Origin of the sequence: Burkholderia sp. Bp9143, assembly GCF_003853645.1 — a bacterium.
Lineage (GTDB): Bacteria > Pseudomonadota > Gammaproteobacteria > Burkholderiales > Burkholderiaceae > Burkholderia.
Map to the genome: position 1 here is coordinate 25,162 of NZ_QTPO01000063.1, position 18,286 is coordinate 43,447.

Consider the following 18,286-nt stretch of genomic DNA (forward strand, 5'->3'; position numbering starts at 1 on the left):
CGGTCCGCTTTCAGTGCACGGGTGCGGTCAGCAGGACCGCGTGCGCCGGCACGACGACGCGCCCGTATAACGTGCGCGGCGGGGCCGCGGGCTCGGCGCTGTCCAGCAGCGCGCGCCAGGTGCCGGGCGGCAACCCGAACTCGACCGGCTCGGCCGCGGCATTGACGAGCAGCAGGCATGGGTCGCCATCGTCCGCGCCGGCCAGCCTGATCCCGACACTGCGGCGCGCTTGGTCGGCCCAGTCGGGCGTGGTCATCGCGGTGCCGTCGGGCTTGAGCCACGCGAGATCGGATACGCCGTCGGCTCGCGGCGCGCCGTCGTACCAGGTCGGGTGACGCAACGCACCGAGGCGCTTTCGCAGTGCGAGCAGCGTGCCGACGTATTCGGCGAGTGCGTGGTCTCCATGCGCCCAGTCGAGCCAGCTCGTCGCGTTGTCCTGGCAATAGCCGTTGTTGTTGCCGTGCTGCGTATGACCGATCTCGTCGCCTGCGAGCAGCATCGGCGTGCCTTGCGAAAACACCAGCGTGGCCAGCAGCGCGCGTTTCAGGCGTGCGCGCAGCGTGCGGACGGTGGCGTCGTCGGTCGGGCCTTCCACGCCGCAATTCCAGCTGAAATTGTGCGTATGGCCGTCGCGGTTGCCCTCGCCGTTGGCTTCGTTATGCTTGACGTCATAGCTGACCAGATCCTGAAGCGTGAACCCGTCGTGCGCCGTGATGAAGTTCACGCTCGCGCCCGGCCCCCGCATGCCATATCGAAACAGGTCGCTGGAGCCCGCGAAGCGCGTCGCGAATTCGCCGAGCGACGTGTTGCCGCGCAGCCAGAAATCGCGCATCGCATCGCGATAGCAGTCGTTCCATTCGAGCCATTCGCCAGGAAAGTGGCCGAGCTGATAGCCGTCGGGCCCGAGATCCCACGGTTCGGCAATGAGCTTGACGCGCGCGAGCACGGGATCCTGCCGGATCGCGGCGAACAGCGTGGCGTGCGTCGAGAAGTCGCGCGCGCCGCGGCCCAGCAGCGGTGCGAGGTCGAACCGGAAGCCGTCGACGTGCATCTCGGTGACCCAGTAGCGCAGCGAATCCATGACGAGTTGAAGCACGCGGGGCTCGGACAGGTCGAGGCAGTTGCCGCAACCGGTCCAGTTTTCGTAAAGCGCCGGATTGTCGGGCCGGAGCCGGTAGTAAAGCGCGTTGTCGATGCCGCGCAAGCTCAGCGTCGGCCCGTGCTCGTCGGTTTCGGCGGTATGGTTGTACACGACGTCGAGTACGACCTCGATGTCGCGTGCATGGAGCGCCTTGACCATGTCACGGAATTCGCTGATCGGCGTGGTGCCGGCCCGGCCGGACCAGTAGCGCGATTCCGGCGCAAAGAATGCAATGCTCGAATAACCCCAATAGTTGGAAAGCCCGGCATGCTGAAGCCGCGCTTCGTCCGCGCGGTGATGCACGGGAAGCAGGCTGACGGTCGTGATGCCGAGCGACTGCAGGTAGTCGAGCGAGGCAGCGCACGCGACGCCGGCGTAGCTGCCGCGCATGCGCTTGGGTACGTCCGGGTGCAGTTGCGTGAACCCCTTGACGTGCATCTCGTACAGCACCGTTTCGGCGAGCGGTACGCGCGGCGGCGCGTCGTTTCCCCAGCCGTAGGGCTCGTGCACGACCCGGGCCTTGAGTGCGATGGCGCCATTGTCGAGCGGATCGGCCCGGCTCGCGTCGGTGGCACACGCGCCGCGGAACGCAGGCTCGCCGCGATAGCGACCGACGACGCTGCGTGCGTACGGGTCGAGCAGCACCTTGTCCGGATTGAAACGATGGCCGGCATCCGGCGCATGGGGCCCGGCGACGCGATAGCCATAGACGAGCCCCGGCTCGGCCGTCTCGAGATAGCCGTGCCAGACATCGTGCGTGCGGCCCGGCAGCGCCACGCGCATGTGTTCCCGGCAACCTTCCGGATCGAACAGGCACAGCTCGACCGCTTCGGCATGCGGGGCAACCAGCGCGAAGTTGACCCCGCAGCCGTCCCAGTGCGCGCCAAGCGGGTAGGGCACGCCGGGCGTCAGAATATCAGCGACTTGCATGGCGTCACCCTTCGAGCTTCAGCATGATCGTGGCGAGCGGCGGAACGACGAGGCTGAGCGAGCAGTCCCGTCCATGCGACGCGATCGCCTCGGTATGGCACTCGCCGTTGCTGACGCCGCTGCCGCCGTAGCAGATGGCGTCGCTGTTGACGATCTCGCGATAGCGTCCCGGCTGCGGCACACCGATTCGGTAGGCATGCCTCGGCACCGGCGTGAAGTTGCAGATCACCAGCACGCATTCGCCGTCGGCTGCTTTCCGGATGAACGAGAACACGGAGTTGTCGCGATCGTCGGCGGCAATCCATTCGAAGCCGTGCGCGTCGAAATCGACCTCATGCAGCGCCGGCTCGCGCCGCAGCACCGCGTTCAGGTCGCGCACGAACTGCTGCACGCCGCGATGCAACGGATACTGGAGCAAATGCCAATCGAGGCTCGCGTTCGCGTTCCACTCGGACGACTGCGCGAACTCGCCGCCCATGAACAGCAGCTTGGCGCCAGGATGACCCCACATGAAACCGTAGTACGCGCGCAGGTTCGCGAAGCGCTGCCATTCGTCGCCGGGCATCCTCGACAGGAGCGAGCCCTTGCCGTGCACGACTTCGTCGTGCGACAGCGGCAGCACGAAGTTCTCGCTGAATGCGTACAACAGGCCGAACGTGAGCTTGTCGTGGTGGTGCTTGCGATGCACCGAATCCTCACGCAGGTATCGCAGCGTGTCGTTCATCCAGCCCATGTTCCACTTGTAATGGAAGCCGAGGCCGCCCATGTCGAGCGGGCGCGACACGTTCGGAAAGCTCGTCGACTCCTCCGCCATCGTCACGGCCTCGGGGCGCTCGGCACACACGATCGCGTTCATCCTGCGCAGGAAGTCGATGGCTTCGAGGTTTTCCCGCCCGCCGAGATGGTTGGGAATCCATTGGTCCTGCGGGCGGCTGTAGTCGCGATAAAGCATCGATGCCACCGCATCGACCCGCAGTCCGTCCACGCCGAAGCGTTCGATCCAGAACAGTGCGTTGCCGATGAGATAGTTCGCCACTTCGCGGCGGCCGTAGTTGTAGATCAGCGTGTGCCAGTCATGGTGATAGCCTTCGCGCGGATCCGCATGCTCGTACAGGCACGTGCCGTCGAATCGGGCGAGGCCGTGCGAATCGGTCGGGAAATGGCCCGGCACCCAGTCCACGAGCACGCCAATGCCATGGGCGTGCGCCGTGTCGACGAGATGCCGGAAATCGTCGGGCGTGCCGAAGCGCGAGGTGGGCGCATAGAGACCGGTCGGTTGATAGCCCCACGAACCGTCGAACGGATGCTCGTTCACCGGCATCAGCTCGATGTGGGTGAAGCCCATCTCCTTGACGTACGGAATCAGCTGGTCGGCCAGCTCCCGATAGCCGAGCCAGCGATCGTGCTGTTCGGGCACACGGCGCCACGAGCCGAGATGGACCTCGTAGATGCTCATTGGCGCGGCCAGCGCATTGGCACGCTGCCGCGCGGGATCGCCCGGGCGGGCAGGCGGCAGGCCCTGGACGACCGATGCGGTGCCGGGACGCATCTCGGCGCGAAACGCGAACGGGTCGGCCTTGAGCAGCAGCTCGCCGTCGCGGGTCCGGATTTCGAATTTGTACAGGTCGCCGACTGCCACATGCGGCACGAAGATTTCCCACACGCCGCATTCGCGGCGCAGCCGCATCATGTGGCGACGGCCATCCCAGTTGTTGAAATTGCCGACCACCGATACGCGGCGCGCGTTCGGCGCCCAGACTGCGAAGCGCACGCCGGCCACGTCGTCGATTTCGGCCGGATGCGCGCCGAGCGTCTCGTACGGCCGATGGTGGGTGCCTTCTGCCAGCAGCCACGCGTCCAGTTCGCCGACCAGCGGCGCAAAGCGATAGCTGTCCTCGATATCCTGCTCGTGCGGGCCCCAGTCGACGCGCAGCCGATACGCGAATGGCCGCCGCCGGCGCGGCACCACGCCGGCGAACAGCGCCGTGCCGTCGACACGCTCGAGTCTCGCCAGATTGCGATCGCTTGCGCGGTCGACCACGCTGACCGCAACCGCGTCCGGCAAGAAGGCGCGCACGGTTACCCGACCATCGACCAGGTGCATCCCGAGCAACGCGAACGGATCGTCATGGTCGCCTGCGATCAGCTTCGCGACAGTTTCCCTTTCCAGCATTCCATCCCCCATGTGTTCCTGCATGACTTCCTTCGTCCGGGCGCCTTCCGTTGCGCGGGCAACGGCGGTGCCTTCGAGTGCGGTGAGCGGCCGCAGCCGGCCGGGCGCGCGGCTCACGGTACGCGTGCGCCGATCCATCCGGCGTGCGGCATCAGTTCCAGGCAATTGCCGGTCAGCTCGGCACCTGACAGCCCGTGCCCTGCGACGGCTTCGGCGCGTGTGCCGTCCGGCAAGGTCCAGCTCTGGTGCGTCGTGCCGAGATTGAAGGCAAGCAGGTAGCGGGCGTCGCCGAGCGTACGCTCGAACACGAGAAGCGGTTCCGGCGCCGCGATGAAGCGGATGTCGCCGTCGCGCAGTGCCGGATGCCGCTTGCGCCACGCCAGGAACGCGCGAAAGAACGTCAGGACCGAGGTCGCGTCACGGTCCTGCCGGTCCACCGCGGCGGCCAGGTGTTCCGGCGGCAGCGGCAGCCACGGCTCGACCGGCGAGAAGCCCCCGAACGGCGCGCCGGCCTGCCACGGCATCGGCGTGCGGCAGCCGTCGCGCCCCTTGTATTCCGGCCAGAACGTGATGCCGTAAGGATCCTGCAGGCGTTCGAACGGGATGTCGGCTTCCGTCAGTGCGAGCTCTTCGCCCTGGTAGACGCAGACGCTGCCGCGCAGCGTCGTCAGCATCGCAAGCACGATCCTGGCGAGTTGCGGCGACGCGTCGCCGTTGCCCCAGCGGGTCATGACACGCGGCACATCGTGATTGCCGGCCGACCAGCAGGCCCAGCCGAGGCCGCCGTGCCCGGCGAGCTGGGTCTCCATGCGCTCGACCGTGCTCCGCACGTGCGTGGCGGTGAATTCCGGCGTCAGCAGGTTGAAGCTGTAGGCCATGTGCAGCTTGTCGCCGCCAGCCGTGTAGTGCCCCATGGTCGTGAGCGCGTCATCGTCGCCGACTTCACCGACGCTCGCGGCGCCGTATTCGTCCAGCAGGCTGCGCAACCGCTTGAGGAACGCGAGATTTTCCGGCTGCGTCTTGTCGTAGCGATGCTGCTGCATGCCATAGGGATTCTCCGGCGGCACGATGAACGTGCCTTGCGCGGCCGCGGGCGGGTTGTCCCGCAGTTGCCGGTCGTGGAAATGGAAGTTGCACGCGTCGAAGCGAAAACCGTCGACGCCACGTTCGAGCCAGAAACGGACGTTGTCGAGGACCTGGTCCTGGACCGCGGCACAGTGGAAATCGAGATCCGGCTGGCTCGCGAGAAAGTTGTGCAGGTAGTACTGCCGGCGGCGCGGCTCCCACTGCCACGCCGAGCCGCCGAACACGGATTGCCAGTTGTTCGGCGGCGTGCCGTCCGGGCACGGGTCGGCCCACACATACCAGTTGGCATGTGGGTTGTCCCGGCTGCTGCGGCTCGCGACGAACCAGGGGTGCTGATCCGACGAGTGGCTCAGCACCTGGTCGATCATGACCTTCAGGCCGAGCGCATGCGCTTTCTCGATCAGACGGTCGAAATCGTCGAGGGTGCCGAAGATGGGATCGACATCGCAGTAGTCCGACACGTCATAGCCGAAATCCTTCATCGGCGAGCGGAAGAACGGCGAAATCCAGATCGCATCCACGCCGAGCGCGTGGATATAGTCGAGTTTGCCGACCAGGCCCGGCAAATCGCCCAGGCCATCCCCGTTGCTGTCGGCAAAGCTGCGCGGATACACCTGATAGATGACCCCGCCGCGCCACCATTGATTGGACATATGCGATTCTCCTTGTGGTTGCGTCAAGCGCGCAGTTTCGCGTCGACTTCGTCGGGCGTGGGTGCATACGCACCGTGCCGTGCACAGGTCAGCGACGCGCACGCGGCGGCGAACCGCAGATGGTCCACCGCCGGCGCATCCGGCCGTGTCAGCAGGCTCGCGATCCAGCCGCCCATGCATGCGTCGCCACACCCCACGGTATCGGCCACGGCAGTCGCGAACACCGGCTGAAACAGGGTGCCGTCCGGCTCGAGCAACTGCATGCCGTCGCTACCACGCGTGACGAGAATGGCGGCCTCGGGTGCCCACGCACGGAGTTGCGCGAGCGCGTCGGCTTCGTCCAGCTCCGGAAACAGTCCGCGCAAGTCCTCGTCGGACACCTTGATGTAGCGCGCGAGCCCCGCCATTTCACGCAGCGTGGCCCGATAGGCGGGCCCCTCCATCACGTCGCGATAGTTCGGGTCGAACGAAATGCATTTGCCTGCGGCATCGGCGGCGGCGGCGACCTCCAGCAGACGCGTCGCGAGCGGTTGCCGAACGAGGCCGAGCGACCCGAAGTGGACGATCCGTGCCGCTTCCATCCAGCCTGCCGGCAGCATTTGGGCGTCGAACGCGAGATCGGCACTGTTGTCGCCGACGAAAAAGTACGCCGGCGGCGATTTCGACGTCACCATCGCGAGGAGCGGCGAGCGTTCGACCTGGCGCATGAAGCGCATGTCGAGCCCGGCCTCCCGGCTCGACGAGGCGAGGGTGTCGCCGAACACGTCGCGGCTGACGGTGCCGGCAAAGCCGGTCGGCACACCCAGACGAGCCGCAACGCGGGACACGTTCCAGCAGGAGCCGCCCGCGGCGGCGCGCCAGCGTCCGTCGCTTTCAAGGATGAAATCGGTCAGCGCTTCGCCGAAGACGACGAGGCGGGGGAGGTTGTTCGTCATGTCGATTCCGTATGGGTACACCGGATCAGGTCCGCGCGGCCCGGCGCACGCTCACCTGCGTCGCCCGCGAACGGGCGGTGCAGGCAGCGGACGGGCGGGCATCGGACCGGATCCTGATGCGCGTGTGTTCTCGCTCAGCGTGGCGAGGTCCAGCCCTTGTAGCTCTTCGCGTTGTCGCGGGTGATCAGTGCCGGCTCGATCAGGATCATCGGGTTGGCCGGCTTCTGGCCGTTCATGATCCCGTAGCCGACGTTGACGGCCTGCTGTGCCATCGCCCACGGATCCTGGCTCGACGAAGCCTGCACGAGCGTGTTGCTCGTGAGCGCGGTCTCGATGTCGGGCGCGCCGTCGACCGACGTGATCACGATGCCTGTGCGGTTGAGCTGCTTCGCCGCGAGATCGCTGCCGACGGCCTGCGGATCGTTGATCGTGAACACGCCGTCGAGCTTCGGAAAGCGCGTCAGGTAGCCCTGCATCACGTTCATGCCGCCTTCGCGCGAGCCCTTGCCGTCCTGGTCGCTCGACAGCAGCTTGATGCCCGGATTCTTCGCGAGCACGCTCTTGCAGCCGTTCACGCGATCGATCACGGCCGACACCTGCGGGCCGTTCTCGATGATCACGTTGCCCTTGCCGTTCAGCTTCTTCGCGAGGAAGTCGCACGCGAGCTCGCCGGCCTTCACGTTGTTGGTCTGCACGGTCGCATTCGCGCCGGCCGCGGCGACATCGACCGCGACGACCGTGATGCCGGCTGCCTGTGCCTTCCGCACGGCGGGCTCGACCGCCTTCGGATCGGCGGCGTTGAGCAGGATGATGTCGACATGGGCGGAGATGAAGTTGTCGATCTGCGTGAACTGCTTGTTCAGGTCGTAGTCGGCCGATACCGCCGTGACTTTCGCGTTCGGATTGATCTGCTTCGCACGCGCCTCGGCGCCTTTCGCGATCGTGACGAAGTAAGGATTGCCGAGCGAGCCGACGGTGATGCCGATCGACTTCAGGGGCTTGTCGGCCGCGTGCGCCGCGGCGGCCGAAAGGGCGACGGCGCAGGCGATGCCGGTCAGGACGGCTTTAGGGTTGAACATGTCGTTGTTCCCGTGAATGGTGTGATGACATGGAGCGCGGCGTGATCCGCCGCCACCCCGGTTGGTATCGGACGTTGTTCAGGTACGGGCCGAGTCGCGCTGGCGGTAGCGGTCGAGCGCCACCGCGCCGATGATCACGAGCCCCTTGATGATGTATTGCCAGATGTCGGACACGCCGAGCAGCACGAGCCCGTTGGTCAGCACGGCGATGATCAGCGCGCCGATCAGCGTGCCGACGATCGAGCCGACGCCGCCGACGAAGCTGGTGCCGCCGAGGATCACCGCGGCGATCGCGTCCAGTTCGTACGACTGGCCGAGCTGCAGGCCGTTGGCCGCATAGAGCCGCGCGGCCGACATCACGGCACCGAGGCCGGCGAGCAGGCCCGACGCGGCGTAGACGAAGAGCTGGATCAAGCGCACGTTGATGCCTGACAAGCGCGCCGCTTCCGGGTTGCCGCCCACCGCGTAGATCCGCATGCCGAGCACTGTGCGGCGCAGGATGAACCACGAGGCGACGATCACCGCGCCAGCGATCACGACGAGCCACGGCACCCCGAGGATCGAACCGTTGCCGATGAACGCGAACGGCAGTTGCGGATTGAAGATCGTCGTGTCGTTGCCGATCAGGCGGGCGATGCCGCGCACGGCAGTCAGTGCGCCGAGCGTGACGATGAACGGCGGCAGGCGCAGCAGCGCGATCAGGCCGCCGTTGACCACACCGAACGCGAGGCCGACGCCGAGTGCGGCCGGCACGCCGAGCCAGCCCCAGTTCGGCAGGTTCGACGCGAGCAGCGCGGTGACCGCCGCGGCGGCGAGCACCGAGCCGACCGACAGGTCGATGCCGCCCGTCAGGATCACGAAGGTCATGCCGGCGGCGAGCACGATGTTGATCGATGCCTGCTGCGTGACGATCGACAGGTTCTGCAGCGTGAAGAAGCCGTCGGTCAGGAACCCGAAGCCGATGCACAGGAGCAGCAGTACCGGCAGCATGCCGGCCGTGCGAACGAGGCTCTGCATGCGTTGCTGGCGCGCGGCAGGCTTGCGTTGCCCAGGCTGTTTCGACGTTTGCGGGGCCGACGCGATCGGCCCTTTGCTCGTGTTGCTCATTTTCTCCTCCGTTTAGTGTGGAATCTCGTCATGCCGCCGGTTGTGCGGCGTCGCTCGCTGCCGGGCGCGATCCGGTAGCGAATCCGATCACGCCTTCCTGGGTGATGGCCTTGCCGGTATGTCCACCGAGTTCGCCGACGAATTCGCCTTCGCGCATGACGAGTACGCGGTCGGCTACCCCGATCACTTCGGGCAATTCGCTCGAAATGACGATCACGCCGACGCCGGAACGCGCCAGTTCGTTGATGATTCGGTAGATCTCGGATTTCGCGCCGATGTCGACGCCGCGGGTCGGCTCGTCGAGGATCAGCACGCGTGGCTTCGTCTCGAGCAGGCGCGACAGCAGCACCTTCTGCTGATTGCCGCCCGATAGCGCACCCGCATTGACTTTTGCGTGCGGCACGCGGATCGACAGCGACGCGATGGCGTCACGCGCACGTCGGGCACCTTCGGCGAGATCGAGCACGCCGCCGCGGCGCGCATCGCGATTGCAGACCGACACGTTGATATTGTTGTGGACGCTCATGTCGAGAAACAGGCCGAGACGCTTGCGGTCCTCGGTCAGGTAGACGAGGCCCGCATCGATGGCTTCCCGCGGCGAACGCATCGCCAGCGGCGTCCCTGCAATCGCAATCTCGCCGCGCGTGCGCGGCTCGGCGCCAAAAATCAGGCGGGCGAGCTCGGTGCGTCCGGCCCCGACCAGCCCGGCGATGCCCAGGACTTCGCCGGCGTGCAGGTCGAAGCTGCAGCCGCGCACGCGCTTCTCGTCGGCGATGTCGCGCACGGACAGCACGACGTTGCCCGGGTCGTATGCGATGTGTTCTTTCTTGTAGAAGCCAGACAGGTCGCGTCCGACCATCATCTGGACGAGACTGTCGGCGGAGAGCGCATCGCGCTCCAGCGTGCCGACGTAGGTGCCGTCACGCAGCACCGACACACGATCGGACAGTTCATATATCTCGGCCATCCGGTGGCTGATGTAGATGATCGCGAGACCTTCCGCGCGCAGTTGCCGGATCAGTTCGAACAGCCGGTCGGTTTCGCGCGACGACAAGGGCGTCGTTGGCTCGTCCATCACGAGGATGCGGGCACGCGCATGAATGGCGCGTGCAATCTCGACGAGCTGCTGTTCGGCGATCGACAGCGTGTCCACCACCGCGCGCGGGCCAAACGAGGCGCCCAGGCGTGTCAGCACGGCTTCGCAGCCCTGTTCCATCGCGGCGCGGTCGATGGTCCGGAAGCCGCGGCCGGGTTGCCGCAACTCGCGGCCGACGAAGATGTTTTCCGCAACCGTCAGGTTCGGCGCAAGGCTGAGTTCCTGATAGATCACCGCGATTCCGAGCGCGCGCGCGGCGAGCGGGCCGTCGACGACCGACGGGATGCCATCGACGAGAATTTCGCCGCCCGGATCGGCCTGGTACGCGCCGGAAAGAATCTTCATCAACGTCGACTTGCCGGCGCCGTTTTCCCCCATCAGCGAGTGGATCTCGCCGGCCCTGACTGACAGGGACACGTTGTCGAGGGCGCGGACCCCCGGAAAGGTCTTGCTGATGCCGCGCATTTCCAGCAATGCGGGCCTGGATACCGATTGGGACATGACTTGTCTCGCTCCGTTTTTCTGATGTTTCCGTGATCGTCAGCGTCCGGCGCGAAGGCCGTCAGCGCAGCGGGTGGGGATGCGCGGATGCGGGGGGACGTATCGGACGTGTGCGGGCCGCGCATATGCGCCAGCGCGGCCGGACGTGCGCGGGTTGTCGCCGCGCGCGCCGATCGAAGCGAACATGTGTGGCCGTCGATCGCACGGGCGTTGCATCACGCGCGTGTCGATATGGCCGATGGGCGTCGTACGACGGCCCCGAGCCTGATGGTGCGTCACTCGTCTCCTCCGGTTGGAGTTCTTTCGATTAATTAAATCACGGTGATTTATTTAATCGCGAATGGAATGAGACTTCAAGTCTAGGGAAAGCTCTAGTCGTGAATGCGCATCCTTAGGAAGACGATGGAAGGTTTTGCATTTGACAGCGCACCGTGGACATCGAGGTGATGACTTTTTGGCGGCTACTCATGGGAGTCGGGAACGCGTGCGCGGCGACGGAAATCACTCAGGGGCTTGTGGCGTGGACGTTTGCGGCGGGTGCCCGTGTCGCCCGGGCGATCGGATGCCGATGGCGAGGGCGGTGCGCAGCCCGCCCCGGAGCCGATGACGTGCCGCTGTATGGTTGCAATCTGCGCGGGTTCACCGACGGTCTTATGCAAGGATCGGTTATAGGTCAGTCGAAAATAGCATGGACGTTGTCACCTGAACGCAGTGCCATGCGTTGGATTGACGACAAGGCGATCGACGGGTTTGCGGTTCCTCGTTGACTTTCGATGAGGATGGGTGTCGGCGTGGCCGGTGAGTCATGCCGACGGGTTTGCATACCGATGCGGGCGCCGCTTCACGTCGGCGCATTCGACTGGCACCGGATTGCCGGATCTGCGTCGACGCGGAATGCTCCCGCGGTCAGATCACGCTGTCGAAGGAATCGACTGCCCTTGCACGATTTGCTGTGTCCATATTCCGATTGCGCATAGTTCTCGCTCGATCGAAATTCGGCTGGTTAGTCTCCGGAAACCAGTGATCGTCAAAAGCGGAGGGGAACAATGTCGGACTTACCAACGAGAATGGAGCATGATCTGCTGGGCGACTGCGAAGTTCCGTCCGGTGCTTATTACGGTGTCCATACTTTTAGAGCGGTCAGGAATTTCCCGATTACATCCACGCCGATTTCGATCTATCCCGACCTGATCAACGCGCTCGCCTTCATCAAGGAAGCGGCAGCGCTGGCGAATCATCAACTGGAACTCCTTGATGATGCACGCTGCGATGCAATCGTCGATGCGTGTCGGGACGTGCGAACCGGCGCGCTGCACGACCAGTTCGTGGTCGATGTGATCCAGGGCGGCGCCGGCACGTCGACGAACATGAACGCGAACGAGGTCATCGCGAACCGGGCGCTCGAGCGGCTCGGATACGCGCGTGGCGAATACCAGCACCTGCATCCGAACGATCATGTGAATATCGGGCAGAGCACGAACGACGTCTACCCTTCGGCCTTGCGAATCGCTGCCTATCTCGGCATCCAGGGGCTGATCGACGCGATGCGTGTGCTGCGCGAAGCGTTCGAGGAAAAGGCGGAAGAGTTTGCCGATGTGCTCAAGATGGGGCGCACGCAATTGCAGGACGCGGTACCGATGACGCTCGGCCAGGAGTTCGGCACCTATGCCGTGATGCTTGGTGAGGATCAGGAGCGGCTCGCCGAGGCAGTCATGCTGATCTGCGAGATCAACATGGGGGCGACGGCAATCGGCACCGGCATCACCGCACATCCCGACTATGCGCCGCTCGTGCTCGCCCGGCTCGTCGAGCTGACCGGCATTCCGCTCGCCACTGCGCCGAATCTGATCGAGGCGACACAAGACTGTGGTGCATTCGTTCAACTCTCGGGGGTGCTGAAACGCGTGGCGGTCAAGCTCTCGAAGATCTGCAACGACCTCCGGCTCCTGTCGAGCGGCCCGCGAGCGGGCCTTGGCGAGATCAACCTGCCGCCGGTCCAGGCCGGATCGAGCATCATGCCTGGCAAGGTCAATCCGGTCATCCCGGAGGTCGTGAACCAGGTGGCATTCGAAGTCATTGGCAATGATCTGACTGTCAGCTTTGCGGCGGAGGCCGGGCAGCTTCAACTGAACGCTTTCGAACCGATCATCGCGCACAGTCTGTTCAAGAGCGTCACGCACCTGAAGAATGCATGCCTGACGCTGGCGAACCGCTGCGTGACGGGGATTACCGCAAATCGTGAGCATTTGCGCGCCACGGTCGAGAATTCGATCGGGATCGTCACCGCGCTCAATCCTTATATCGGCTACGCCAATGCGACATCGGTCGCCCAGGAGGCACACGCAACGGGCGGCAGCGTCGCGACGATCGTGCTGGCGCGCGGGCTGTTGTCGAAGGAGCAGCTCGATGAGGTTTTGCGCCCCGAGCGGTTGACCAGACCGACCAAGGTGCCTGCTGGGCAGCCTTGACCGGAAAAGGGCAGGCCGACGGCCCTCGCCATCGCCGAAGTTCGATGATCGATTATCCGTAACGGGCATCGCGCGTATCGGTTGGGACAAGGTCCCAATCGGTCGAGCACGTCTCAACTGGCATGGACGATGCCTGATAGGGGAAGAGGTGGCAATGCTGGAAGGCAGCAACGTGGCGCGCACCCATGCGCCAGATGGCGTCTACATCGGTCAGGCGCGTCGAGACCCGGTCAGGATGGCTGCTTTTGACGACGAGCAACAGGGTGTCGCGATCGTTGCCGCGGCGGCGACGCTGAACGCGCTTGAATACATCGGCAAGCGCGTGAGTGAAGCGAGGCTCGTCTGCTCGGGTACGGGGCCAGGTGCACTCGCCTATCTCGATCTGGTGGTGAGCCTCGGGCTGCGGCGGGAAAACATCTTTGTCGGCGATCCGACCGGTGTCGTGTACATCGGCCAGGTGGCGGGAATGGATCCGGGACTGGCGAGATTTGCACGGGGTACCGGGGCGCGCGCGATAGCCGACGTGATGCCGGGCGCCGACATCCTCGTCGGGGTGTCGGCGGCGAACGTGGCGATGGCCGATCTGGTCAAGGTCATGGCAGTCAACCCGATCATCATCGCGATATCGGATGCGATGCCCGAGGTCGCGCCTGAGGCCGTGCTCGCGGTACGGACGGACGCAATCATCGCGACCCGTCACGCGCGCCACCCGAACCACATCAGCGGCGCGATGTGCGTGCCGTTCATTGTCCGGGGCGCGCTCGATACCGGCGCCATGACGGTGAACGAGGAGATGAAGCTGGCCGCGGTCCACGCGATCGCGTCGCTCGCGCAAGCGGAGATACCGAAGGAGGTTGCCGCAATAGAGGATGCGCATGACTTGCGCTTTGGGCCCCGCTACCTGATTCCGAAAGCCTTCGACCGAAGGTTGATCGAGGTGGTCGCGCCTGCCGTTGCGAAGGCGGCTGCCGAAAGCGGTGTCGCACGGCGACGGATAGCGGATATGGAAGCCTATCGGCGAAGTCTCTCGCAGGTCGTGGGCAGTTCGAGTCCAACGGCGCCGACGGCGATTGCCGGTCGGCACGCCAACGTGAAGTCAGTGATATTCGCGGAGGGCGAGGACGAGCGCGTGTTGCGTGCTGCCCAGTGCGCGATCGACGAGTCCGTCGCCAGGCCGGTGTTGCTTGGCAGGCCGGATGTGATCGCGCACGTGATCGATCGTTGCCGGCTCGGTCTCGATCCGGGGGTGAACTGCGAGATCGTCGACCCGCTTGATCCCGATATCCACGACGATGCCGTGACACGCTACTGCATGCTGCGTCGGCGCGACGGCATCTCGCCCGTCCTTGCAGCAGTCGAGCTGCGCAGCTGCCGCACGCTGCTTGCCGCGATGCTGCTCAGGAGCGGGCGCGCAGACGCGATGCTGTGCGGGACGACCGGACGCCGAGCGGGTCATCTGATTGCCGTGCGAGACGTGATCGGACGTCGCAAAGGCGTCGACACGCTCGCGGTAATGGAGACCCTCATGTTACCGGAGCGCCCCTTGTTCATCTGCGATGCACTTTTGAACAGCAATCCAGGTGCCGGGCAAATCGCCGACATCGCGTGGCTCGGGGTCGATGAAGTGCGCCGCTTGGGAATCTCGCCGCAGGTCATGCTGGTGCCGAGACTGGGTTCGAGCGCGGGGGAGGCGACGTGCGAAAAGAAGATGCGCGAAGCGCTGACCCTGATCCATGAGCGCGTTTCAGGAATGGCGAGCGGCGGAGGGGAGCCGAGCGGCTCGGCGTTCCCATGCGCAACCTTCGATCAGACTCTCTCCGAGTTGAATGTCGACGCAAGTGCCAACATGCTCGTGATGCATGATGGTGAAATGGCCGACGTCATTCGCAATGTGATGCGCATTTCAACGGGTCAGGGAATCTCGGCCGGCCAGGCTGTCCTCGGCGCGCGGTGGCGTGTTCACATCCTGACACCGGCGGCGACGATCCGGCAAATCGTCAACGCGACTGCACTTGCCGTGGGTGACGATGTGTCCAATTGGACACGTTCATAAAAGGCGAATTTCCGATGGGACGAGCGGCGGGGCCTGGCGGGGATGAACATCGGGAATTGATTTGCCAGTTCTCCGTGGCCGGCACGAACCAAGGCGATGCATTGAGTCGAGCAGTCCGGGTGGCGATTCTCGGAAGGGTGCTTGGGCTCGAATTTTCGGTCAAGCGTGTCGGTACAGCGCTGGACGCGGTCGCACAAGCCGCGTTGGTTGGCGCGTCGCGGAATTGCCACGGCGTGGTCACGATTGGGACATTGCTGCAAAAGGCGATCGAAGGAATGGATGCTGCAGTCGCGCAGATCGTCGAGGCGAACTGTCGCGCACTGCGGCAGCTCATTGCGCATGGCGTCGATTTGCATGCGTCTCAGTTCAGGCATGCCGTGGAAGTCGTCGAAAAACTTGACGCCGTGCTGATCGATGCGATCGATCGGGCCGTCGATGCCGCAGAGGAATCGATCAAGGCGCCGTGGAGCCAGGCGTTTCACGCATGGATGCTCAATGGATCCGCGTCCGGAGCGACGGCGGCTGCGGGGTTGTATCAACTGGCCGAACAGGCACGAAGCAGACCGGAAAGGTTCCATGCGACCAATCGCGCCGGACAGACCATGCTCGACTACTACACGCACCTGGTGAGCGGTGTGCTGATCGGGTTGAGCGATCCGCCGTTGCCCAGGTCGAGTGCGGCGTGAGTGGTCACGAGCGAATCCCTGGGTGAATGCACGCCAGTGCAGGCGTGCTTCTTTTCCTGATATCACTGACCGCCGATTCGCTGCGCATCGGGACGCGTGTTGCCGATACCGTCACGTCGCTCAGGCACGGCGATCGATCGAAGCATCGTCACTTTCGCCTCGTCGTGCTCCCCGGGAGGGGTAAAGCTCGATGGCCTCTCGATCAGGTTCGAGGCGCTCCTTTCTTTCAATGTGATCAAGGCTCGACGAGATCTTGTCGTCCGATTGATTCCATATTGATCGGTATAACGCCATATGCAAATTTCGCGTTGCCGGGAAGGGCGCGAAGTTCGCTCTTTACATTGCCGGATCGAATGCGGCGGCGGACATTTCGTTCGATCGGATGCTCCGTGTTGCGGCCAACAGGCCGCCAGACCGCTGTTGATCGCGTGCCTTCGGGTCGCCTTCCGGATATTCGCTATGCCGGATTTCAAAGCAGTTCAGTCATTTTTTGCATAGGAATTGTGGGGCGAATTTCGACTGAATAGGCTTCAATAAGATGTTCCTGCTCGCGACTGTCCACGTGCCTCAATCACGATATGACGGTGCAAATCCGGCTGTATGCGTCTACCTATGATGATAGGAAAAATGGCCGGCACCTTTAAGAATTGAATTTCCTGGATTACTGGAGGATACAGTCATGGCATCGATTCCCGAACCGTCGACAACGGGTGAAACCGACAAACGCAGCTGGCTCGAATCACACGAAGCCGGCTATCACAAGACCCTCGGCAATCGACAGGTGCAGATGATCGCGATCGGCGGGGCCATCGGCACCGGGCTGTTTCTCGGGGCCGGCGCCCGGCTGCAGGCCGCCGGACCGTCGCTCGCGATCGTCTATCTGGTGTGCGGCGCATTTTCGTTTCTGATCCTGCGCGCACTCGGCGAACTCGTGATGCATCGCCCCAGCAGCGGCAGCTTCGTGTCGTACGCCCGCGAATTCCTCGGCGAGAAGGCATCGTTCGTAGCAGGCTGGATGTACTTCCTGAACTGGGCGATGACCGGCATCGTCGACATCACCGCGGTCGCGCTCTACATGCATTACTGGGCGCCGTTCGCGGGCGTGCCGCAATGGATCTTCGCGCTCGTCGCGCTCTGCATCGTCGCGACGATGAATCTGATCGGCGTGAAGTGGTTCGCGGAGATGGAGTTCTGGTTCGCGCTGATCAAGGTCGCCGCGATCGTGCTGTTTCTCGCGATCGGTTCGGTGATCCTCGGCACCGGCATGCCGGTCGCCGGCCACGACACCGGCATGCATCTGATCACCGACAACGGCGGGTTCTTTCCGCACGGACTGATGCCGGCGCTGGTGCTGGTGCAGGGCGTGGTGTTCGCGTTCGCGGGCGTCGAACTGGTCGGCACGGCCGCCGGCGAATGCAAGGACGCGCGCAAGGTGCTGCCGCGCGCGATCAACAACGTGATCTGGCGCATCGCGATCTTCTACGTCGCGTCGGTCGTCCTGCTGGTCTGCCTGTTGCCGTGGAGTGCCTACAAGGCGGGCCAGAGCCCGTTCGTCACGTTCTTCGGCGCGCTCGGCGTGCCGGGCGTCGGTTCGGTGATGAACCTGGTGGTGTTGACGGCAGCGCTGTCGAGTCTCAACTCCGGGCTGTATTCGACCGGGCGCGTGCTGCGCTCGCTCGCGATGGGCGGCTCCGCGCCCGCGGCGCTGTCGCGGATGAGCGCGCAGTCGGTGCCCTATGTCGGCATTCTCGTGACGGTCGCGATCTACGTGGTTGGCGTGCTGCTCAATTATCTCGTGCCGTCGAGCGTGTTCGAGATCGTGCTCAACGTTGCGTCGCTCGGCATCATCAGCACGTGGGGTTTCATCATCGTCTGCCAGATGAAGTTCCGCGCGGCCGTCAAACGCGGTGACGTGGACGACGTGCCATTCAAGATGCCCGGCGCACCGGTCACGTCGTGGCTCACGCTGCTGTTCCTGCTCGGCGTGCTGGTGCTGATGGCGTTCGACTATCCGAATGGAACCTGCACCGTGGCGTCGATCCCGGTAGTCGCACTGCTGCTTGTCATCGGCTGGCGCTGGGTGAGCGGCCGTGCACGTCGTGTGCTGCTCAAGCCGACGATTCCGTCGGTCACGCTCACGCAGAACGTGCTCGAAAAGGGCGACAACTAATACGACACGCAACGGTATCCGGACCAATGAAGGTTACAGCCGAACGCGATAAAAGAGAAAAATTCCATGGCACCGTTTGACGAAATGCTGGCGGGCGATCAGGTTCGCCAGCCCTACTCGCGAGTCAAGGCGTGGCTCGACACGCAGAACCCTGCCAGCCTCGCCCAGAAGGCCCACGACGCGGAAGGCGTGTTCCGCAGGACAGGCA

At 64.5% G+C, this 18,286-nt stretch carries 11 protein-coding genes; 4 read left to right on the forward strand and 7 right to left on the reverse strand.

Annotated elements, in window-relative coordinates:
- Nucleotides 1–10: 10 nt before the first annotated feature.
- The 7 genes from glgX to DIE23_RS33855 all read right to left on the reverse strand — a co-directional run bounded on the left by glgX (nt 11) and on the right by DIE23_RS33855 (nt 10,701).
- Entirely contained in the window at nt 11–2,071 is a 2,061-nt protein-coding gene (glgX, locus tag DIE23_RS33825; protein WP_124616577.1) for a glycogen debranching protein GlgX, read from the reverse strand.
- A 4-nt stretch (nt 2,072–2,075) separates the two neighbouring features.
- The gene (glgB, locus tag DIE23_RS33830; RefSeq protein ID WP_124616579.1) at nt 2,076–4,244 is read right to left on the reverse strand and encodes a 1,4-alpha-glucan branching protein GlgB; all 2,169 of its coding nucleotides are present in this window, start codon (nt 4,242–4,244) and stop codon (nt 2,076–2,078) included.
- A 113-nt stretch (nt 4,245–4,357) separates the two neighbouring features.
- Nucleotides 4,358–5,983 (reverse strand): alpha-glucosidase, encoded by a 1,626-nt coding sequence (locus DIE23_RS33835; RefSeq protein WP_124616581.1) that lies wholly within the window; start codon nt 5,981–5,983, stop codon nt 4,358–4,360.
- 23 nt (nt 5,984–6,006) lie between these two features.
- A complete protein-coding gene (locus DIE23_RS33840; RefSeq protein WP_124616583.1) occupies nt 6,007–6,918 on the reverse strand; it encodes a carbohydrate kinase in 912 nt (303 codons plus the stop codon).
- A gap of 134 nt (nt 6,919–7,052) precedes the next feature.
- A complete protein-coding gene (locus tag DIE23_RS33845) occupies nt 7,053–7,997 on the reverse strand; it encodes an ABC transporter substrate-binding protein (RefSeq protein WP_124616585.1) in 945 nt (314 codons plus the stop codon).
- 78 nt (nt 7,998–8,075) lie between these two features.
- Nucleotides 8,076–9,104 (reverse strand): ABC transporter permease subunit, encoded by a 1,029-nt coding sequence (locus DIE23_RS33850; protein ID WP_124616587.1) that lies wholly within the window; start codon nt 9,102–9,104, stop codon nt 8,076–8,078.
- A 28-nt stretch (nt 9,105–9,132) separates the two neighbouring features.
- Complete coding sequence (locus tag DIE23_RS33855; RefSeq protein ID WP_124616589.1) at nt 9,133–10,701, reverse strand: sugar ABC transporter ATP-binding protein; 1,569 nt, start codon at nt 10,699–10,701, stop codon at nt 9,133–9,135.
- 1,067 nt (nt 10,702–11,768) lie between these two features.
- Here DIE23_RS33855 and aspA point away from each other — a divergent pair.
- From aspA to ansP, 4 genes are all read left to right on the forward strand, one after another.
- The gene (aspA, locus tag DIE23_RS33860; RefSeq protein ID WP_409364267.1) at nt 11,769–13,169 is read left to right on the forward strand and encodes an aspartate ammonia-lyase; all 1,401 of its coding nucleotides are present in this window, start codon (nt 11,769–11,771) and stop codon (nt 13,167–13,169) included.
- A gap of 154 nt (nt 13,170–13,323) precedes the next feature.
- Complete coding sequence (locus DIE23_RS33865; RefSeq protein ID WP_124616593.1) at nt 13,324–15,222, forward strand: phosphate acyltransferase; 1,899 nt, start codon at nt 13,324–13,326, stop codon at nt 15,220–15,222.
- Nucleotides 15,207–15,908 (forward strand): DUF6781 family protein, encoded by a 702-nt coding sequence (locus DIE23_RS33870; protein ID WP_124616595.1) that lies wholly within the window; start codon nt 15,207–15,209, stop codon nt 15,906–15,908. Before DIE23_RS33865 ends, DIE23_RS33870 begins: the two co-directional genes overlap by 16 nt.
- A gap of 679 nt (nt 15,909–16,587) precedes the next feature.
- Entirely contained in the window at nt 16,588–18,078 is a 1,491-nt protein-coding gene (gene ansP, locus DIE23_RS33875; RefSeq protein WP_124616597.1) for an L-asparagine permease, read from the forward strand.
- Nucleotides 18,079–18,286 lie beyond the last annotated feature (208 nt).